The organism is Mesorhizobium sp. M1273 (genome assembly GCF_040318195.1).
In the GTDB taxonomy this organism is placed as follows: Bacteria; Pseudomonadota; Alphaproteobacteria; order Rhizobiales; family Rhizobiaceae; genus Mesorhizobium.
In genome coordinates, this window is sequence record NZ_JAMYLV010000002.1 from 206,516 (window position 1) to 224,736 (window position 18,221).

An 18,221-nucleotide genomic window follows, 5' to 3' on the forward strand; every position below is an offset into this window, starting at 1 on the left:
TGGCCTGGTTTGGGGGAACCGCCATGTTTGAAGGCCTGATTGGCCTCGTCGCCATCATCGTGCTGTTCGTCATCATTTCACGCCAGCAGAGCCGCATCGGCCTGATCGAGCGCGAGCTTGGCGCCTTGCGCAGCCTTGTGCTTTCGGGCACGCGTGCGCTGCCGCCGCAAGCCAAGGAACCGGCTGCAAACGACAGCAAACCGGCGGATGCCGCAATCCCGCTTGCGGCAGCAGGCGACATGGCCGTATCGCCACGGACCGCAGCGGTCGTGTCAGCTACAGAGGCCGATGCCGATACAACGGCGCCGTCCGCGCCGGAGTCGGCGCAACAGGCGACAGCGGCGAAGGCAGCTCGCCAGTCCGACGTCGAAACGGCGCTCGGTACCCGCTGGGCGGTCTGGGTCGGCGGCATCGCGCTGGCGCTGGGTGGCTTGTTTCTGATCCGCTACACCATCGAGGCCGGCATTTTCGGGCCACGCGTGCGGCTTGTCATGGCGGCGGCACTCGGGCTGGTGCTGGTCGCCGGCGGCGAGTTCATCCGGCGCACCGGCTTCAGGGTGCCGGTGCAAGGTGCCGCCGGTGCCTATATCCCGGCGATCCTGACGGCGGCCGGCGCTTTCATCCTGTTCGGTACCGTCTACGCCGCGTACAGCATTTACGGCTTCATCGGCCCGACGCTCGCTTTCACGCTGCTCGGCGCCATCGGGGTGGCGACGATCGCGGCAAGCCTGGTCCACGGTCAGGCGCTGGCCGGCGTCGGCCTGCTCGGTGCCATGGTGACGCCGCTGCTGGTCGCCTCGCAGGCGCCCAATCCGTGGGCGCTGTTCGGCTATCTGGCGATCGTGCTCGCCGCCACCTGCGTCATTGCGCGCATCCGCGACTGGAGGCTTTTGACGGCCGCAGCCTTCGTCGCCACGGGCATCTGGACCATCTTCTATATGACCGACGCGCCGGGGGCGAACCTTGCCGTCATCCTCTTTATCGACGGAGTGACACTGGCCGTGCTCGCCTTCGTCTGGCTTGGCCGCCGCGACGATGCGGGCGCCGGCAGCGGCTTCGACTGGCCGTCGATCGCGCCGGGCTTCTTCGTCGGCCTTTCGGCGCTGGCCCTGTTTGTCGATCCGGCCTTCGTCGCCATCCGCGGTGCATTGCCGGGGGCCGCCCTTGTCGCAGCCCTGGTGGCGGTGGCGCTCTACCGGCCGCGGGCGCTTGCACTGCTGCACGCCGCCGGGCTGGCGACGGTACTGGTCTATCTCGGCATCATTCCGCCGACCACGATCGCTTCAGATTTTTCGGGTGGCGCTCTCGGCGTCGACGGCATGCCGGTCGTGGCGTCCGATGCCTTGATGTTCAGGGTCGGCATCGCTCTCGGCCTGGTCTTCATCGGCGCCGGCTTTTGGGCGGCGCGCCGTTTTGCGGCCTCTGGCTGGCTGCGCGCCGCCGCATGGGCGGCCTGGAGCGCTGTCGCGCCACTGGTCATCCTGCTGGCGCTCTGGTCTACCTTCGGCAATCTCGACCGAGACCTTGCTTATGCGGCGGTCGCAGCCGTTTTGGCCGGAGTCTTCGTCGCCGGCGGCGAGTGGATAGCGCGCGGCGAAGCGCCGCCGCTGACCGGCGGCGCTGCTGTCTCCTTTGCGCTCGGCGGGGCGGCGATTGCCGGCCTGCTGATGCTGCACATGGCCTTTGGTTCCGGCTGGACAACCATCCTGCTCGGAGCAGCCGCCGCCGTGCCGGCGCTGGCGACGCGCTGGCGTAGCTATCCGGTGCTTGGCTGGATTTCCGTTGGTGCGGTGATTGCAGTGCTTGGTCGCGCTGCCTTCGACCCGACCATCGTCGGTGCCGAGTTCCTGTCGAAGACGCCGGTGTTCAACTGGCTGCTGCTTGGATATGGCGTGCCGGCGCTCGCTTTCGGTTTTGCCGCCTGGCAGCTTGCCCGAACCACCAACGGCCGACCGCGCCTCGCAATGGAGGCCGGCGCCGCGCTGTTTGCCCTGCTCACCGTCGCCATGCTGGTGCGCCATGCCATGCATGGCGGCGTCATCGATACGGCTGCTGCGACGCTTGCCGAACAGGCGATCTACACGCTGATCGCCATCGGTGCCGGTGCCATCCTGGTCGCCATCGACATGCGCTCGCCAAGTTCGGTGCTGCGCTACGGCTCGATTGCAGCGGGCGTGGTCTCGGTCGCGTTCATCGTCCTCCAGCATTTTCTGGCGCTGAACCCGCTGCTGACGGATGAATCGACCGGCAGCATTCCGGTGTTCAATCTTCTGTTCCTCGCCTACCTCTTGCCGGCGGTTGCGGCCGGCGCACTGGCGCTCTATGCCCGCGACAAACGACCGAAATGGTATGCGCAGATGCTGGCGATGGTGGCGGCGGTGCTCGGCTTCGCCTATGCCACGCTGTCGGTCAGGCGCCTGTTCAAGGGCGAGTTCATCGGGCTGTGGAGCGGTCTCGGCCAGCTCGAGACCTATACTTATTCGGCACTGTGGCTGGTCATCGGCGTGGTGCTGCTCACCGCAGGTGTATGGCTGAAGTCGCAGGTGCTGCGCATAGCGTCGGCGGCGCTGATCTCGATCGCCGTACTCAAAGTCTTCATCTTCGACATGTCGGAACTGGAAGGCGTGTTGCGGGCGCTGTCCTTCATCGGCCTCGGCGCGGTGCTCATCGGCATCGGCCTGTTCTATCAGCGGCTGCTGACAAGGGCGGCGAAAGCAAAGCTCGAGACGAGCAATAGCTGACGATTTCAATTTGGCCGGGAATAAACCTGCCACTGGCAGCGTTATTCATTTGCTTGGGTGACCGGGGCGGCGGACCGCTTCGCGCTGGCCGCTTGCGCCGCGCTGCAAAGGCGCGTTCAATCATCACGGACAGGGGCCCTCCAGAACCAGCGGTCATGGACGAAAAGAAGGCAGCAATCCTTGGTGAAATACCGCGTCTGCGCCGCTATGCACGCTCCCTGTTGCGCGACCGCGATTCCGCTGACGATCTCGTCCAGGATTGTCTCGAGCGGGCACTTGTGCGGCTCGACAATTGGCAGACAGGAGAAAGCCCCAGGAGGTGGCTGTTTACGATCATGCATCATTTGTTCATCGACCAGATGCGCAAGGTGAACCGGCGCGGCGAGGCAGCGATGCTGCCGCTCGAGGCGAGCGAGGCGCAGGCAGCACCCGCCGAGCAGGTCGAGAGCATCGCCTCGCGCGAGATCGTCGACGCGCTGCAGGCGATCAGCCCTGACCGGCGCGCGGCACTTGTGATGGTCGCCATCGAAGGGTTTTCCTACGCTGAAGCCGCCAACATCCTTGGGGTTCCCGCCGGCACCTTGATGTCGCGCATCGCGCGCGGGCGCGAGGAACTGCGCGCGCTGCTTGATGATACCGCGCGCCGCCGGTCGATAAGGATCGTCGAGAAATGAGCCGACGCGATTTCTCCGAACGCGACATCCACATGGCTCTCGATGGCGAGTTGCCGGGCGATGAGCGGACGGCCTATGAGGCATGGCTCGAGGCCAATGCCGAGATGAAGGCCAGGAGCGCACGCTACGCCGCCGACCGGGCAGCGTTGCGCGCAGCCTTTAACGGCGTGCTGGACGAGCCCGTCCCGGTGCGGCTGACCAAGGTGGTGCTTGGCGAGGCGCCGGTGGTCAGAGTGTCGCCATCGCGCTCGCGTTGGTGGCTTGCGGCCGCCGCTGCCGCCATCCTGGTGATTGGCGGCGCTGGCGGCTACCTTGCCGGCATCGGCCGCCTCGGCCTGGAAAACACGGCCGAAGACCAGCTTGCCGAAGAGGCGATCGCCGCCCATGTCATCTATGCCGCCGAAAAGCGGCATGCGGTGGAAGTGCCGGCAAGCGACAAGGATCATTTGCAGAGCTGGTTGTCGAACCAGGTGGGTTTGAAGCTCGTCGCACCGGATCTGGCGGCGCAAGGTTTCCAACTGGTCGGTGGCCGGCTGCTGCCTGCCGGCCAGGGCAAGGCCGCGATGCTGCTTTACGAGGACGACAAGGGCGAGCGCATTTCGCTCTTCGTCATCGCCGAATCGGCAGCCAAGGCCAAGGGCACTTATGGGGAAGAAGATGGTCCTGAGGCCGTCTACTGGCTGGACAAGGGTTATGGCTGCGCCGTCGTCGGATCGCTGCCGCGCGAGCAGCTGGCCGCAGTGGCCAAGAGCGCCTATGGCCAGCTTCTGGCGGGCTTGAAAAGCTGAGCAGGATCTCGTTTTTCCGGAGCCGCGCCGATGCCGAAACACGAAGGTCGTTTCAAAGCCTTTGCGCGACCTGCCTGCCTTGAAAACTGTCACAATTCGGCCCTAATCGAGGTGCGATAGCGCTTGCTGAATGCTGGCACTTCGGCTGGTGTGACCGATGTTTAGACTAGGGCAGTTTCCACAACCCAATCGAGGTTTTCTGAGCCCGCATGCCTGCCGAGATTCGCAAGGCCCGCGCGTCCGACGTCGATGACCTCGCCGCCATCGAAAAAGCTGTTTTCTCGAGCGACCGCATTTCTCGCCGCTCTTTTCGCCAACTGATCGAACGCGACACCGCCGAACTGCTGGTTGGCGAGAACGATGGCCACGTCGCCGGCTATGCGGTCGTGCTGTTTCGCAAGGGCAGCGGCGACGCGCGGCTTTATTCGATCGCCGTCGGTCCATTTTTCGGCGGCCGCGGCGTTGGCCGCCTGCTGCTGGAACAGGCTGAAGCCGCCGCTTTCGAGCATGGCCGCATGATGCTTCGTTTGGAAGTCCGCGAGGACAACCCGCGCGCCATCCAGATCTACGAGCAGAGCGGCTACCGCAAGATCGGTCGTGAACCGGGCTACTACGAGGATGGCGCCACTGCGCTGCGCTATGAAAAGACCTTGCGCGGCGACATTCCGGTCGCCACCGAAGTGCCGTTTTATCAGCAGACTTGCGAATTCACCTGCGGACCATGCTGCCTGATGATGGCGATGGCTAACTTCGACCCCGGATTCGTGCCGGATCCGGTTATGGAAATCAGGCTGTGGCGTGAGGCGACGACCGTTTTCATGATGTCGGGGCCGGGCGGCTGCGAACCGTTCGGGCTGGCCGTCGCCGGCTATGAGAGCGGGCTTGCTGCTGAGATCTATGTCTCCTTCTACGGCGCGCTGTTCCTGCAGTCGGTGCGCAGCGAGGACAAGCGCCGGGTGATGGAGCTGGCGCAGGTCGACTTTCGCCGCCGCGCGGAACTTTACGGCATCCCGGTGAATTACCGTTCATTCGGGCTTGACGACATTCGCACCGCGATCGCAGAGGGAAAACTGGTACTGGTCCTGATCAGCGGCTTCCTGATGTTCGGCAAGAAGGTTCCGCACTGGGTCTTGGCCATCGGTGACGACGGCGATCATATCCTGATCCACGACCCTTGGGTCGAGGACGAGCGGCAGGAGACGATCCTCGATGCTGCCAACATTCCCGTGCCTTACGGCATCTTCATGAACATGGCGCAATTCGGCCGCGACGGATTGCGCGCCGCCATCACTCTCGGAAAGCGCGACAGCCAATGACCTGGGTCATCCTTACCGGCCGGCAGAACGATCTCGACCAAGTGGCGACGCCGCACAAGATCATCACCAATCGCGACTACCTTGCCCATCCGGCACTCTTTCGCGGTCAGCGGCCGAAGGTAATCAACCTGTCGAACAATTACGGCTATCAGAGCCGCGGCTACTACGCCTCGCTGCTCGCGGGTTCGCGTGGCCATAAGGTCATCCCGACGGTCGAAACGATGATCGACCTGTCAGAACGCAAGCTCTATGAGCACGCGTTGCCGGAACTCGAACTCGCACTCAACAAGTGCCGCAAGGATCTGGGCGGCGCTTTCCCGCAGAAGGTCTGCATCTTCTTCGGCATCGGACCGTCCAGGATCTGGGACCGCTTCGCAAAACTTCTGTTCGACTGGTTCCGTGCCCCGGCACTCGAGGTCCACATCAGGGACAGCGCCGAATGGGCCTCGATCCGCAAGATCGGCTTCCATCCCCTGGCCAGGATGACCGAGGACGAGGAAACGCACTTTCTCCAGTGCCTGGAGACCTACACCAACCGCGAGTGGCGCGACACCAAGGGCCGCACGCCGGCGCGCTACACTTTCGCCACGCTGGTCGATCCGCATGAGGAACTGCCGCCGTCGGAGATTTCGTCGCTGCGCCACTGGGCCAAGATCGCTGAAAAGATGGGCGTCGAAATCGAGCCGATCACCAAGCGGGATCTGGCCAAGCTCGCCAACTACGATGCGCTGTTCATCCGCGAGACCACCTCGATCTCCAATCATACCTACCGCTTTGCCCGCCGCGCCCAGCAGGAAGGCATGCCGGTCATCGACGATCCGCTGTCGATGATCCGCTGCACCAACAAGGTCTATCTCAACGAGCTGATGACCTACAACAAGGTACCGGTGCCGCCGACGGTGATGATAGCCGGCCCTTCGGACCTGGAAGTTGCGGCACAGACGCTGGGCTTCCCGCTGGTACTGAAGATCCCGGACTCCTCGTTTTCGCGCGGCGTCAAGAAATGCGGCACCTTTGAAGAGTTGAAGACGCTCGCAACCGAATGGCTGGAGGATTCCGACCTCCTGATCGCGCAAAAATTCATTCCGACGGAATATGACTGGCGCGTCGGTGTCCTCGGCGGCCAGCCCTTGTTCGCCGTCCATTATCTGATGGCCAAGAAACATTGGCAGATCGTCAATCATAAGGCCAACGGCAAGCCCGACCAGGGCGGCATCAAGACGTTCACCCTGAAGGAAGCACCGGCCCATGTCGTCGAGACGGCGGTGAGCGCGGCGCGCTGCATTGGCGACGGCCTCTACGGCGTCGACCTCAAGGAAACCAGGGACGGCGTCTTCGTCATCGAGGTCAACGACAACCCCAACCTCGACCACGGCTGGGAAGACTCCGGCGAAAAAGACGAGGTCTGGGTGCGGCTGACGCAGTGGTTCCTGGAGCGGCTGGACCGGCCGGGGCGATAATATCCGAACTGAGGGGAAAAAGATGCTGTTCTTCGTAACCGAGGATTTTCGCGGCTGCGACCGCAAGGAGATCTACCGCCGTTTCCGCGACCAGGGCCGCCTGAAGCCGGACGCGCTTCTCGTGCACCACAGCTGGATCGCAGCGGATATGAGCCGCTGCTTCCTGCTGGTGGAGGCCGATGACGTCACGCTCCTGCAGCGGTGGGTCATCGAATGGGCGGATCTGGTCGAATTCGAGATCGTTCCCGTGGCGACGAACAAGGCTATGGTGGAGGCATTGAGCGGACATCTCTGACCCGTTGGGAACCTCCTGGTTCGCCACACCTGAATGCCGCCTTCTCCTATCAAGGAACGGATCGAGCGTCATCTCAAGGAGCCGGTTGCCCGCGCTTCCGCGAGACTGTCGCACTTAGCCGGACTGCCGGATCGTCGCGCTCGACTTCAGCAGCCGATTAATGTCCGACGCCTTTGACGGCACCCCGATCAAATAGCCTTGGGCCTCAACACAACCCTCCTTTTGCAGGAATTCAAGCTGCGCTTCGGTCTCGACACCTTCGGCGGTGACGGTGATGCCCAGCTGTGCGCCAAGCCCGATGATGGTGCGCACGATCGCCGCGGTATCGCGACTGTCGATGTCACGGGTGAAAGAGCGATCGATCTTGATCTTGTCGACGGGAAAGCGCCTGAGGTAGCCCAGCGACGAATAGCCGGTGCCGAAATCATCCAGCGCGATGCGGACGCCCAGATCGCGTAGCTGCCTGAGTGTCTTGAGCACCAGATCGCTCTCGTCCATCAGCACCGTTTCGGTGATTTCCAGTTCAAGCCGGTTGGCCGGCACGCCCGAGAACGCCAGGGCCGAGATAACGCTGCGGGCAAAGGTACCGCTTTTGATCTGTACGGCGGAGACATTGACGGCGATGCGCCAAGCCGCCCAGCCTGCCGCGGTCGTGCAGGCTTTTCGCAGCGCCCATTCTCCAAGCGGCACGATCAGCCCGGTCTCCTCGGCGGCCGGAATGAAGTCGTCCGGCCGTACCAGGCCGCGCACCGGCGAACGCCAGCGCATCAAGGCTTCGGCACCGACGATTTCGCCGGAGGCGATGTTCATGATCGGCTGGAAATCCAGCTCGAATTCCCGGCGCGACAGCGCTGCCCTGAGATCGATTTCGAGCGCCCGGCGTGCCCGCACCATCGCGTCCATGGCTGGTTCGAAGAAGCGGTACAGGTTGCGCCCTTCGCTCTTTGCCCGATAGAGCGCCATATCGGCATTTTTCAGCAAAGTGTCGGCGTCCTTGCCGTCATTCGGAAACAGCGCAATGCCGAGACTGATGCCGACACGCATGTCGTGTCTTTTGTCGCGAAACGGCTTTCCGATGATCTCGACGATGCGTTTGGCCAGCTTTTCCGCGTCGCCCGGGCTTTTGAGATTGAACTGGATGATGACGAATTCGTCGCCGCCGAAGCGGGCGACAACGTCCGTTTCATTGCGCAGGCACCGTTGCAGCCGTTCGGCCACGCATTTCAGCAGCCAGTCGCCGGCGGGGTGGCCCCAGCTATCGTTGACCGCCTTGAAGTGATCGAGGTCGAGCGAGAATATCGCCAGCGATCCGTCTCTCGTCTCACTCAGGGCTTGGTCGAGCCGTTCGCGAAGCATCGAGCGATTGGGCAGGTTGGTCAGTGTGTCGTGGTGCGCAAGATGGGTCATGCGCTCTTCCACGCGCCTGCGCTCGGTGACGTCGTCGAACGTCGCGACCCAGCCGCCGCCGCTCATTGGCCGGCGCGCAACCAGCAGCGTCCTGCCGTCAGCGAGATGGCGATGCGTTACGTGTGTTTTCCCCGCCCGCAGGCAGGCTTCGATTTGCGAGATTTCGCTGTCGGGGTCGAGCTTTGTATAAATGCCCAGTTCCAGCAGCCGCTTGAACGCATCACGGTGGCTCATACCAAGCGGGAAGTCGGCCGGCCTGACATGATAAAGTTCCAGGAAACGTTCGTTGCGCACGATCAGCTTGCCATCCGCATCGTACATCAAAAGGCCTTGCGACATGTTGGCAAGTGCCGCGTCGAAACGGCGGTGCTGCTCCTTCAACTCCTGCTCGGCGCGCCGTTGCTCGGTGATGTCCTCGTAGATCGATACCCAACCGCCTGACGCCAGCGGCCGGTGCGAAATGTTGACGATACGCCCGTCTGCAAGCGTTTCCTCATAGGTGGAAGGTTTTGCCTGGTCGATATAGGGCTTGCGGATAGCATAGAGTTGCTCAGCGCTTTGCGAGGCGATGCCGATATCCACGCTGTGCTGGAGGATGTCGAAAAACCGGATGCCGGGCCGCACCACTTCGGCGTCGAGGCGAAAGATACTGATGTAGTTCCCGTTGCAGATGATCATCCGTTCATCGGCATCGAACATGCACAGGCCATGCGACATGTTCTCGACCGCTGCCGAAAAACGCTCGTTCTGTTCGCGCAGTTCGTCTTCAATAGGTTGCGGCTGAGCAACGCCTTTGGCCCTCTGTCGGCGGACGGACGAACCAGCCTTGATACCGGCAACGGGCATGAGGCAAGCCTATGGACCATGGTTAACCATGGCACTGTTGTCCCTGCCGGTTAATTTACCGTTTTCAGCCGGCTGGAACGGCAGTCTGGCGTCGCGACTTTTCGATCGCCGCAAAGCGTTTGAGAAAGGCATTCTGCGCCCAAGTCACCGAGCGCGGCGTGACGTCGAAGCGCTCGGCATTGAAGCTGCGCGGCCGGCCGAAGAACTCCGTCGCCTCTGCCGTCGAAAAACCCGCAAGCAGCGTTGCTTCGAAATAAGCGGCGATCTGATCCGCTCGCTTGATCTCCTTGCGCAGTCCCGCGTCGAGTTCGGCCGGCAGTGAAAAGCGCAGATGGATGGCGCGCTGCAGCCTGATCTCGCAATCCCTGTAGCTGCCGCCCATCACGGATTTGAACGGCGAGATCATGTCGCCGATGACATATTCCGGCGCGTCGTGCAGCAGCGCCGCCAACCGCGCGTCGGCGTCGGCATCCGGCATCAGCTCGCCGACAAGCGTTTCGACCAGCAGCGAATGCTGGGCGACAGAAAAGGCGTGCTCGCCTCTGGTCTGGCCGTTCCAGCGTGCGACGCGGGCAAGGCCATGGGCAATATCGGAGATCTCGATGTCGAGCGGCGAGGGATCGAGCAGATCGAGCCGTCGGCCGGACAGCATGCGCTGCCAGGCGCGCGGCGGCGCCCCGGCGCGATCGGCAGCCATCAGGCGTCCTCCGCGCCAATGGCTTCCCGGGGAAAGCTGAATTTCGCCCAGGACGGGATAGCGAGCGACACGGCGACGTCCTCCGCCAGGATCGGCAGGCCGGCGTCGAGCGCTGCCTTGACCCGGTCGATGCGGGCAATGGCAAGGCCTGTCCTGGCCGCGGTCGAGCCAAGCGTGCCGACCGGTCGCCCCTCCACAGTCAACTCTGCGCGCGAAGTGGGCAGGGTGCGTTCGGCCGAGACAATCAACACCCGACGCCTAGCAGTGCCGCGATGCTGCATGCGCGAGACGACCTCCTGGCCGACGTAGCAGCCTTTCTTGAAGCCGACACCGCCGATCTCGTCGAGCAACACGTCATGCGGAAAAGCGTCGCCGAGCTGGTAGTCCGCACCGCTTTCGGCAATGCCATGGGCGATGCGAAAGGCTTGCCATGCGGCAAGGTCGCCGCCATCTGCGGTGTCATCGTAGAAGCGCTTGACGGCAGTATCGACAAACCGCGCATCAGCAAACGGTGCTGATTCAAATTGCGAAGTGGTTGAATCGCTTCCCCATGCGACGGCCACAACCGGCTGATCCAGCTTGGCAATTTCGACTTTGGCGCGCAATTTGTAGAGCGTCAGCCGGCGCATGAAATCATCGGCGGTCTCGGTACGGCATTCAAGTCGGAAAGCATTTTCGCCGGCGCGCGAGATCAGGAAGTCGAAAAGGATCTTGCCTTGCGGCGTTAGCAGCGCGCCGGGCTTTGCTTCGCTGCTGCCGAGCACGTCGAGGTCGGTGGTCAGGATGTTCTGTAAAAAGTGCTCGGCATCCGGCCCGGACACGGAAACGAGTGCGCGATCTCTGAGCGGGGCAAAGGGCATGGTGGGAAAACGAGCCTGATCTTGCAAAACTATCGGCCATTACGTAAGCCGCTGGCACTTCCCCCGCAAGAGACCGGATCCGTATGGCCCCCATCTACGATCTCATCCTGACAGGCGGCACCGTGGTCAATCACGACGGCCAGGGTTTTCGCGACGTCGGTATCAATGGTGGGCGCATCGCTGCCATCGGCGACCTCCGCCAGGCGTCGGCCGGTGAGACGATCGACTGCCGTGGGCTGCACATCCTGCCGGGCGTCGTCGACAGCCAGGTGCATTTCCGCGAGCCGGGCCTGGAGCACAAGGAAGATCTGGAGACGGGCTCGCGGGCAGCGGTGCTCGGCGGCGTCACCGCCGTCTTCGAGATGCCAAACACCAATCCGCTGACCACCAGTGAGACAACCCTTGCCGACAAGGTGCGGCGTGCCACCGGCCGCATGCATTGCGACTTTGCCTTCTGGGTTGGCGGGACCCGCGACAATGCAAAAGACGCTGGCGATCTCGAGCGGCTGCCTGGTGCGGCCGGCATAAAAGTTTTCATGGGCTCGTCCACCGGCGACCTGCTGGTCGAGGACGACGAAGGCGTTGCCTCGATCCTGAGGAACACACGCCGCCGCGCCGCCTTTCACTCCGAGGACGAGTTCCGGCTGCGCGAGCGGCTTGGCGAGCGCATCGCGGGCGATCCGTCCTCACATCCGGTGTGGCGCGACGAGATCGCTGCGTTGCGCTGCACGGAGCGCCTTGTGCGAATCGCGCGCCAGGTCCGCGCCCGGATCCATGTGCTGCACATCTCGACCGCCGAGGAGATAGGCTTCCTCGAACAGCACAAGGATGTCGCGACCTGCGAGGCGACGCCGCATCATCTGACGCTGAGCGCCGATGATTATGCGCAGTTGGGCACCCTGATCCAGATGAACCCGCCGGTGCGCGCCACGCGCCATCGCGACGGGGTCTGGTACGGCGTTGCGCAAGGCATCGTTGATGTGCTCGGCTCCGACCATGCGCCGCACACGCTGGCCGAGAAGGCAAAGCCTTATCCGGCGTCGCCGTCCGGCATGACCGGGGTGCAGACGTTGGTGCCGATCATGTTGGATCATGTCAACGCCGGCCGGCTGACGTTGCAGCGCTTTGTCGACCTGACCAGCCACGGCCCGCAGCGTATTTTCGGCATCGCCAGGAAAGGCCGTATTGCCGCCGGCTACGATGCCGATCTGACCATCGTCGATCTGAAGCGCCGCGACACCATCGCCAACGCCCAGCAAGGCTCCAAGGCCGGCTGGACGCCTTATGACGGTAGGCAGGTGACCGGCTGGCCCGTCGGCACCATCGTGCGCGGCCGGCGCGTGATGTGGGAAGGCGAGATCGTCACGCCAAGCCAGGGCAGGGCGGTGGAATTTTCCGAGGCGCTGGCGCGCTAGTCGCCGGCGACGAAGAACGTCCATTGTCCGGTCGGCGTGATGCCGACGCGGTAGAAAATGTAGGCACCGAACTGCTTCATGTCGTCATAGTCGCTGGCGGTGACGATCTTGAACAGCTCGACCCGTTGTCTGGCGTCGAGCTTGTCCAGTGGCAGGGCGAAGAAATAGGGCCAGACATAGAGATCCTGCGGCGTGCCGGCATCGACATGGACAAAACCGGCACTGAGCACTTCTTCCAGGATGGCGAGAATCTCCTGGCCTTCCGTATCGCCCGAAAGGCCCTTCAGGAAGGCGATCGGGTCGCCCTCGATGTCACCCAGCGACAACTGGGTCATCATGTCGCCCTTGCCGATCAGCGGTCGAAGTTTTTCGATGTCGCCGCTTTTGCAGGCCTCGACTATCAGATCGTGCATGCGCCTGACCGGTTCCGGCAACTTGGCCAGGTCGTAGACGACTTCGGGCACGGGCGCGTCCGGATCGACATGCGGATTGGCCATGCCGCCATCGTTGGCCGGCCCTTTCGGTTCGGTTTGTTCCGGCTCGTCGGATGGCGTCGGCTGGCTGGCCGGTGGTGGCGTCGTGCCGAGCGGGCCGGGCATCGGCACGGTACTTCCGGGCGGCGACATGTCAGCGTCGGGCGGCGGCGTGACCGGTGAGGGAAGGTCTTCGCGCTTGATCTCGCTGAGGGCTTGAGAGGGACTGCTCGCAAGAAACAGTGCAGAAGGAATCATGGCGCAGGAAGTGGTGAACCAAATGCTGAGGACCAGGCCGCGCGGCTTGCCTGATATCGAAAAATTCACCGCCTGCTACTCCCTGGTTCCAGCCCATCCATGTGCCCGGACACGATGTCCGGCGGCGCGCCGTCGTCAAAGAACGGGGGTCAGTGACGCAGTCTTTCGGGCTCGAAGGCCCCGGCAATCACCTTTTCACGCATACGATCGAGCAGGGCAAGCGCCGAGGTCTCGCCATTGGTGCGCAGCATTTCGCCGAATGCCGTTTCGAGGGCTGCCTCGGCGATGATTTCCGGCTCGATCCCGGCCGACAATCCTTCTGCCCAGGCTTCGCTGTGGCTTTCCACGGCGGTCAGGCGCTTTTCTTCCCTGACCAGCGCGTCGATGTCGTTGACGCCATGTTCCATTGCGATGTCCACCCTTTCAAGCGGTGATCCGTTGGACAGGGATCAAGCTTGAGTTGTCCCTTTTACACGCAGGCGCAGTAAGTATTTGTAAATGCGACATTTTTTTGGTCGTCGTCTACAAATTCCGTCGCGTCCAGCAAACCTGCGTCCGATCCGTTTCAAACTTAGCCGATTAGGCAGGCCAAGGGGACGGAAACCTTCAGTTTGAGTTAATTTCACATCTGCGCGCTAACGTTTCGTTAACATAGTTGCAAAAGTGCAACATCAGGTTTGCATCAAGACCTCACTCGAGGCAAGCGGAGAAGCGTCGAGCGCGTCCGCCGCAACGGCGCCGACCCTTGATGCGGCGGCTTTTCCGCAAAGCGGCTGCCGCCGTCAGTTTCCGTAGCGCGAGGCGATGTCGCGAGACAGCGTCTCGCCTTCCTTCATGTAGCGGCTGATGGCTTCCGTCGCCGAGGCGGTGCATTGCGTATAAGTACCGCCGAACGACCGGTAGCCGCGGTTGAAGCTGGCGATGAAGCGGGCGCGCCGCTCCGGGTTCGGATTTTCCGATGCGATCAGTTTTTCCATCTCGGCTCGCCACCGATCGCCCTTCTCGCCACACAGATTACGCAGGAAATGCAGCGAGCCGAGCACTTCCGCCAGCCGCATCAGCCCGGGCTCGAACGGTGCTTCGGCGGTAATCGCCGGGCGCGCACCGACAACCACACTGACGGCGAGGCATGCGGCGAGAAACGAAGACGTGCGGCTCATGGGTCCTTGTGCTGAAACAATTTGTCGCCTGCAAGGCGATTCTTTGGCTCAGATCTCGCCGTCTTTGTCGGGACCGAGTAGATCGTCGGCAATTTCAAACACTGCATCGGCGAGCGGCATCGCTGTCATTTCGGCCAGCGTATAGAAAGCCGCGGTCTCGGCATCGTCGCTGGCCACCGCCTCGCCGCCAGCATACTCGGCCCCAAACACCGTCAGCCAGTAGTCGACCGGATGCCCGTCGCCGCTGCCGTCGATGTGGATTTCCCGCAGCGGCCGGTAGCTGCGCGCCTGCAATCCGGTCTCTTCCAGCAATTCGCGCCGTGCTGCCTGTTCCAGCGTCTCGCCGGCTTCGACCTTGCCGCCGGGAAAGGCAAGGAGGCCTTGCGAGGGCGGCCTGGCCCGCTTGACCAGCAGCACCGTGTTCTCGCGCACGACGCAGACCGAGACTGCCGGAATGATCTTGCGTGCTTCCATGGCTTCGGATCGCTCGATTGGCATAGCCCGTTGTGGACCGGCCGTCGGCGAACAGCTTTAGCGGTTGCGAAAGGCGGGTTCCATGGCCACTTTCACATGCCACCAATTCGAGAGCTGAATTCATGTGCGGACGCTTTGCTTTGACGGCCACTCCGGACCAGACCGCCGCCTTTCTCAGCCTAGCGGAACTTGAGGAGTTTCCGGCCCGCTACAACATCGCGCCGATGCAGCCGGTGCTGATGGCGTTCGCCGGATTGCCACAGGCGCCGGGCTCGAACCTGCCCGACCGCCGCTCGATGCTGGTGCGCTGGGGCCTGATCCCGGCCTGGGTCAAGGATACGCGTAACTTCCCGCTGCTGTTCAACGCGCGTTCTGAGGGGGCTTCGGAAAAGGCGTCGTTTCGCGCTGCCATGCGCCATCGGCGCGCCCTGGTACCGGCTTCGGGATTCTACGAATGGCACCAAACCGGTGGCAGAAGAGGGCAGCCCTATTGGGTGCGGCCAAGGGGTGGCGGGCTTGTCGCCTTCGCCGGGCTGATTGAGACCTATGCCGAGCCGGGCGGCTCGGAAATGGACACCGGCGCCATTCTGACCGCCCACGCCAATGCCGGCACTGCCCATATCCACGACCGCATGCCGGTGGTGATCCATCCCGAAGATTTCGCGCGCTGGCTGGATTGCCGCACGCTCGAGCCGCGCGACGTGGCCGATCTGCTGAGACCCGCCCAGCTCGATTTCTTCGAAGCGATCCCGATTTCCGACCTCGTCAACAAGGTCGCCAATACCGGGCCGGAGATTCAGGAGAAGGGCGTCGTCGAGCTTGAGCCCGACAAGGTCAAGCGCCGGAAGTCCGGCGCGAACGACAGTCAGATGAGTTTATTTTAGCAAAAGCTACTATTACTGGTTCGCCGTGAGCGCCTCAATCTTTCCCGACGGCATTCTCAGGCAGCGCGCGGCGAAACGATTTTTTGCGCCGGCTTCTTCTTCTTCGCGGTGTGCAGAAGAGCTGCGACGATTGCTGCCGGGCCGATCGCCCGGTAATGGCTGGCGAGCGCCGGTTGCTTGGCGCGGTTGGATTCTTGCTTAGGCATTGTTCTCTTCCCTGGTAACGTCTTCTTGTCTGCGTTTGCTGGCCGAATCCGACCAAATCGTGACGCTTGCTGATCTAGCCGGCGAATGTTTCATCACAGTGCCGACCTGTTTAATAAAATGTTTCAGTGGCTCAATTCCTGTGAGCCAACGATATTTTTGGCGAAGGTAGCGACTTGACGGCAACACCGGGCAAGGCGATAAAGCCGGCCATGAGAACGTCTTTCGCCATTTGTGGCATTTGCATTATTGGCTAGCCTCGCGCTGGTCCTGGACGTTTTCGCCTCATCTCCTCCCAGATTGGACAAACGCCCCGGCCAGCAGGCTGGAGCCGATTTGCGCCTCGGCGTAACCGACTCCATCCAGAGCACGATCCCAAAAGGTCATGCCAAAGTAACGCACCGGGAACGCACGTATGTCTGACGCATCGAAGAGCCTGCGCCTCTACAACACGCTAACGCGGAGCAAGGAGGATTTCTTCCCGATCGATCCGCGCAACGTGCGCATGTATGTCTGCGGCCCGACGGTCTATGACTTCGCCCATATCGGCAATGCGCGGCCGGTGATCGTCTTCGACGTGCTGTTCCGCTTGCTGCGCCATCTCTACGGGCAAGCGCACGTCACTTACGTCCGCAACATTACGGACGTCGACGACAAGATCAACGCTCGCGCGCTGCGCGATTTCGGCGGCGAAATTGCATCGGGCAAGCTGTCGCTGAACGAAGCGATCAGGCGGGTCACCGAAAAGACCGCCGGTCAGTTCCACAAGGACGTCGCGGCGCTCGGTTGCCTGGAACCGACGGTCGAGCCGCGCGCCACCGAGTTCGTCGAGCCCAGGCCCGACGGCAAGGTCGACATGATCTTCTTGATTCAACGCTTGATCGAACGCGGCCATGCCTATGTCGCGGCTGGAGAAGTCTTGTTCGACACCGCTTCCATGCCGGATTATGGGCAGTTGTCGAAGCGCAATCTCGATGAGCAGCAGGCCGGCGCCCGCGTCGCCGTCGATGAGCACAAGAAGAACCCGCAGGATTTCGTGCTGTGGAAATTGTCTTCGCCCGAGGAGCCGGGCTGGGACAGCCCGTGGGGCAGGGGTCGGCCGGGCTGGCACATCGAGTGCTCGGCGATGTCGGCCGCCTATCTCGGCGAGGTGTTCGATATCCATGGCGGTGGTCTCGACCTGATCTTTCCGCACCACGAGAACGAGATCGCGCAATCGCGTTGCGCCCACGGCACCGAAACGATGGCCAAGGTTTGGATGCACAACGGTTTCCTGCAGGTCGAGGGCCAGAAGATGTCCAAGAGCCTGGGCAATTTCTATTCGATCACCGAATTGCTGGAGACGGATACCTTTGGCGGCCGCAAATGGCCGGGCGAGGTGCTCAGGCTGGCGATGCTGATGACGCACTATCGCGAGCCGATCGACTTCTCCGTGCGCAAGCTGGAAGAGGCGGAGAATACGCTGCGCAAATGGAAGCGGGCGGCCGATCTGGCGCCGCCGACGGCAAAGCCGGTGCCGGCGGATGTGATCGAAGCGCTGTCGGATGACCTTGCCACCTACGCCGCATTCCAGTTGCTGACGCAGTTGGCTGGTGATGCTGTTGATTTCAACGCAGGTAGCGGCAACGCAGCCGCCGAAGACAACGATGCTGCCGCTTCACTGAAGGCATCGCTTCTGTTCCTCGGCTTCGACATCGCAACAGCCAAGGTGGATGAAGACGCCATTGCCAAGGCGATCGCCAAACGCCTCGCGCTGATCGCCGCAAAGAACTGGGCCGAGGCCGACCGCATCCGCGACGAGTTGCTGACGCAAGGCATCCAGTTGAAGGACGGCAAGGACCCCGTCACCGGCGAACGCATCACCACCTGGGAGGTAAAAAGATGATCGATCATCTCGGCATCACCGTTTCGGATTTCGACGCGTCGAAGGCTTTTTACGACAAGGCGATGGCGCCGCTCGGCGCCGCGCTGCTCTACATGGTGCCGCAGGAATATACCGGCGGCGCCAAGGTCGGCGGCTACGGCCGCGACCGGCCGGTGTTTTGGCTGCATGCCGGCAAGGACAAGCCGAAGGATCATCAGCATGTCGCGTTCACGGCTCGCAGCCGCGCCGAGGTCGATGCCTTTCACGCCGCGGCGATTGCCGCCGGCGGCAAGGACAATGGCCGGCCGGGCCTGCGCCCGCACTACCATCCGAACTATTATGGCGCTTTTGTTTTCGATCCCGACGGCAACAATGTCGAGGCGGTTTGCCATGCCCCGGAGTAGT

The 18,221-nt window shown here is 62.7% G+C and carries 18 protein-coding genes; 10 read left to right on the forward strand and 8 right to left on the reverse strand.

The annotated features are described in order from the left end of the window. Positions 1 to 23 precede the first annotated feature (23 nt). The 6 genes from NKH30_RS03470 to NKH30_RS03495 all read left to right on the forward strand — a co-directional run bounded on the left by NKH30_RS03470 (position 24) and on the right by NKH30_RS03495 (position 7,274). The gene (locus tag NKH30_RS03470; RefSeq protein ID WP_352994219.1) at positions 24 to 2,741 is read left to right on the forward strand and encodes a DUF2339 domain-containing protein; all 2,718 of its coding nucleotides are present in this window, start codon (positions 24 to 26) and stop codon (positions 2,739 to 2,741) included. Positions 2,742 to 2,896: 155 nt separating this feature from the next. Next, on the forward strand, positions 2,897 to 3,415 hold the full coding sequence (locus tag NKH30_RS03475) for a sigma-70 family RNA polymerase sigma factor (RefSeq protein WP_023719875.1): 519 nt from the start codon (positions 2,897 to 2,899) through the stop codon (positions 3,413 to 3,415). Next, positions 3,412 to 4,203, forward strand: coding sequence for an anti-sigma factor family protein (locus NKH30_RS03480; protein ID WP_352471054.1), 792 nt, complete (start codon positions 3,412 to 3,414; stop codon positions 4,201 to 4,203). Before NKH30_RS03475 ends, NKH30_RS03480 begins: the two co-directional genes overlap by 4 nt. 209 nt (positions 4,204 to 4,412) lie before the next feature. Then, positions 4,413 to 5,519: a peptidase C39 family protein gene (locus NKH30_RS03485; RefSeq protein ID WP_352994222.1), complete on the forward strand. Its 1,107-nt coding sequence runs from the start codon at positions 4,413 to 4,415 to the stop codon at positions 5,517 to 5,519. After that, entirely contained in the window at positions 5,516 to 6,979 is a 1,464-nt protein-coding gene (locus tag NKH30_RS03490; protein ID WP_352979810.1) for a RimK family ATP-grasp domain-containing protein, read from the forward strand. Before NKH30_RS03485 ends, NKH30_RS03490 begins: the two co-directional genes overlap by 4 nt. A gap of 22 nt (positions 6,980 to 7,001) precedes the next feature. Further along, positions 7,002 to 7,274, forward strand: a complete 273-nt coding sequence (locus NKH30_RS03495) for a DUF3303 domain-containing protein (RefSeq protein WP_352994225.1) — start codon at positions 7,002 to 7,004, stop codon at positions 7,272 to 7,274. A 114-nt stretch (positions 7,275 to 7,388) separates the two neighbouring features. On the opposite strand, the gene NKH30_RS03500 is transcribed toward NKH30_RS03495, so the two are convergent. The 3 genes from NKH30_RS03500 to ygfZ all read right to left on the reverse strand — a co-directional run bounded on the left by NKH30_RS03500 (position 7,389) and on the right by ygfZ (position 11,084). Then, entirely contained in the window at positions 7,389 to 9,527 is a 2,139-nt protein-coding gene (locus NKH30_RS03500) for a putative bifunctional diguanylate cyclase/phosphodiesterase (RefSeq protein WP_352471057.1), read from the reverse strand. Between the two features lie 64 nt (positions 9,528 to 9,591). Next, complete coding sequence (locus NKH30_RS03505) at positions 9,592 to 10,224, reverse strand: YfbR-like 5'-deoxynucleotidase (RefSeq protein WP_352471058.1); 633 nt, start codon at positions 10,222 to 10,224, stop codon at positions 9,592 to 9,594. Next, complete coding sequence (ygfZ, locus tag NKH30_RS03510; protein WP_352471059.1) at positions 10,224 to 11,084, reverse strand: CAF17-like 4Fe-4S cluster assembly/insertion protein YgfZ; 861 nt, start codon at positions 11,082 to 11,084, stop codon at positions 10,224 to 10,226. Before ygfZ ends, NKH30_RS03505 begins: the two co-directional genes overlap by 1 nt. Positions 11,085 to 11,167: 83 nt before the next feature. Between ygfZ and NKH30_RS03515 the strand changes: the two genes are divergently transcribed. Further along, positions 11,168 to 12,499, forward strand: coding sequence for a dihydroorotase (locus tag NKH30_RS03515; protein ID WP_352471060.1), 1,332 nt, complete (start codon positions 11,168 to 11,170; stop codon positions 12,497 to 12,499). Here NKH30_RS03515 and NKH30_RS03520 read toward each other — a convergent pair. The 4 genes from NKH30_RS03520 to NKH30_RS03535 form a co-directional block, all read right to left on the reverse strand. Further along, on the reverse strand, positions 12,496 to 13,299 hold the full coding sequence (locus NKH30_RS03520) for a hypothetical protein (protein ID WP_352979813.1): 804 nt from the start codon (positions 13,297 to 13,299) through the stop codon (positions 12,496 to 12,498). The genes NKH30_RS03515 and NKH30_RS03520 overlap by 4 nt on opposite strands. An 80-nt stretch (positions 13,300 to 13,379) precedes the next feature. Beyond that, complete coding sequence (locus NKH30_RS03525; protein ID WP_023677749.1) at positions 13,380 to 13,637, reverse strand: hypothetical protein; 258 nt, start codon at positions 13,635 to 13,637, stop codon at positions 13,380 to 13,382. 375 nt (positions 13,638 to 14,012) lie between these two features. After that, positions 14,013 to 14,390 carry a TIGR02301 family protein gene (locus tag NKH30_RS03530; protein ID WP_352979815.1) on the reverse strand — a complete coding sequence of 126 codons (378 nt, stop codon included), beginning with the start codon at positions 14,388 to 14,390 and terminating at the stop codon, positions 14,013 to 14,015. Positions 14,391 to 14,438: 48 nt separating this feature from the next. Next, a complete protein-coding gene (locus tag NKH30_RS03535) occupies positions 14,439 to 14,864 on the reverse strand; it encodes an NUDIX hydrolase (protein ID WP_352979817.1) in 426 nt (141 codons plus the stop codon). 122 nt (positions 14,865 to 14,986) lie between these two features. Between NKH30_RS03535 and NKH30_RS03540 the strand changes: the two genes are divergently transcribed. Continuing rightward, complete coding sequence (locus NKH30_RS03540) at positions 14,987 to 15,748, forward strand: SOS response-associated peptidase (protein WP_352979819.1); 762 nt, start codon at positions 14,987 to 14,989, stop codon at positions 15,746 to 15,748. 56 nt (positions 15,749 to 15,804) lie between these two features. Here the strand turns inward: NKH30_RS03540 and NKH30_RS03545 are convergent, their stop codons facing one another. Then, positions 15,805 to 15,954 carry a hypothetical protein gene (locus NKH30_RS03545; protein ID WP_023677745.1) on the reverse strand — a complete coding sequence of 50 codons (150 nt, stop codon included), beginning with the start codon at positions 15,952 to 15,954 and terminating at the stop codon, positions 15,805 to 15,807. Positions 15,955 to 16,367: 413 nt separating this feature from the next. On the opposite strand from NKH30_RS03545, the gene cysS reads away from it, so the two are divergent. Both cysS and NKH30_RS03555 read left to right on the forward strand, forming a co-directional pair. After that, positions 16,368 to 17,837 (forward strand): cysteine--tRNA ligase, encoded by a 1,470-nt coding sequence (gene cysS / locus NKH30_RS03550; protein ID WP_352471064.1) that lies wholly within the window; start codon positions 16,368 to 16,370, stop codon positions 17,835 to 17,837. Continuing rightward, a complete protein-coding gene (locus tag NKH30_RS03555; protein ID WP_352471065.1) occupies positions 17,834 to 18,220 on the forward strand; it encodes a VOC family protein in 387 nt (128 codons plus the stop codon). Before cysS ends, NKH30_RS03555 begins: the two co-directional genes overlap by 4 nt. The last annotated feature ends 1 nt before the right edge of the window (position 18,221 follow it).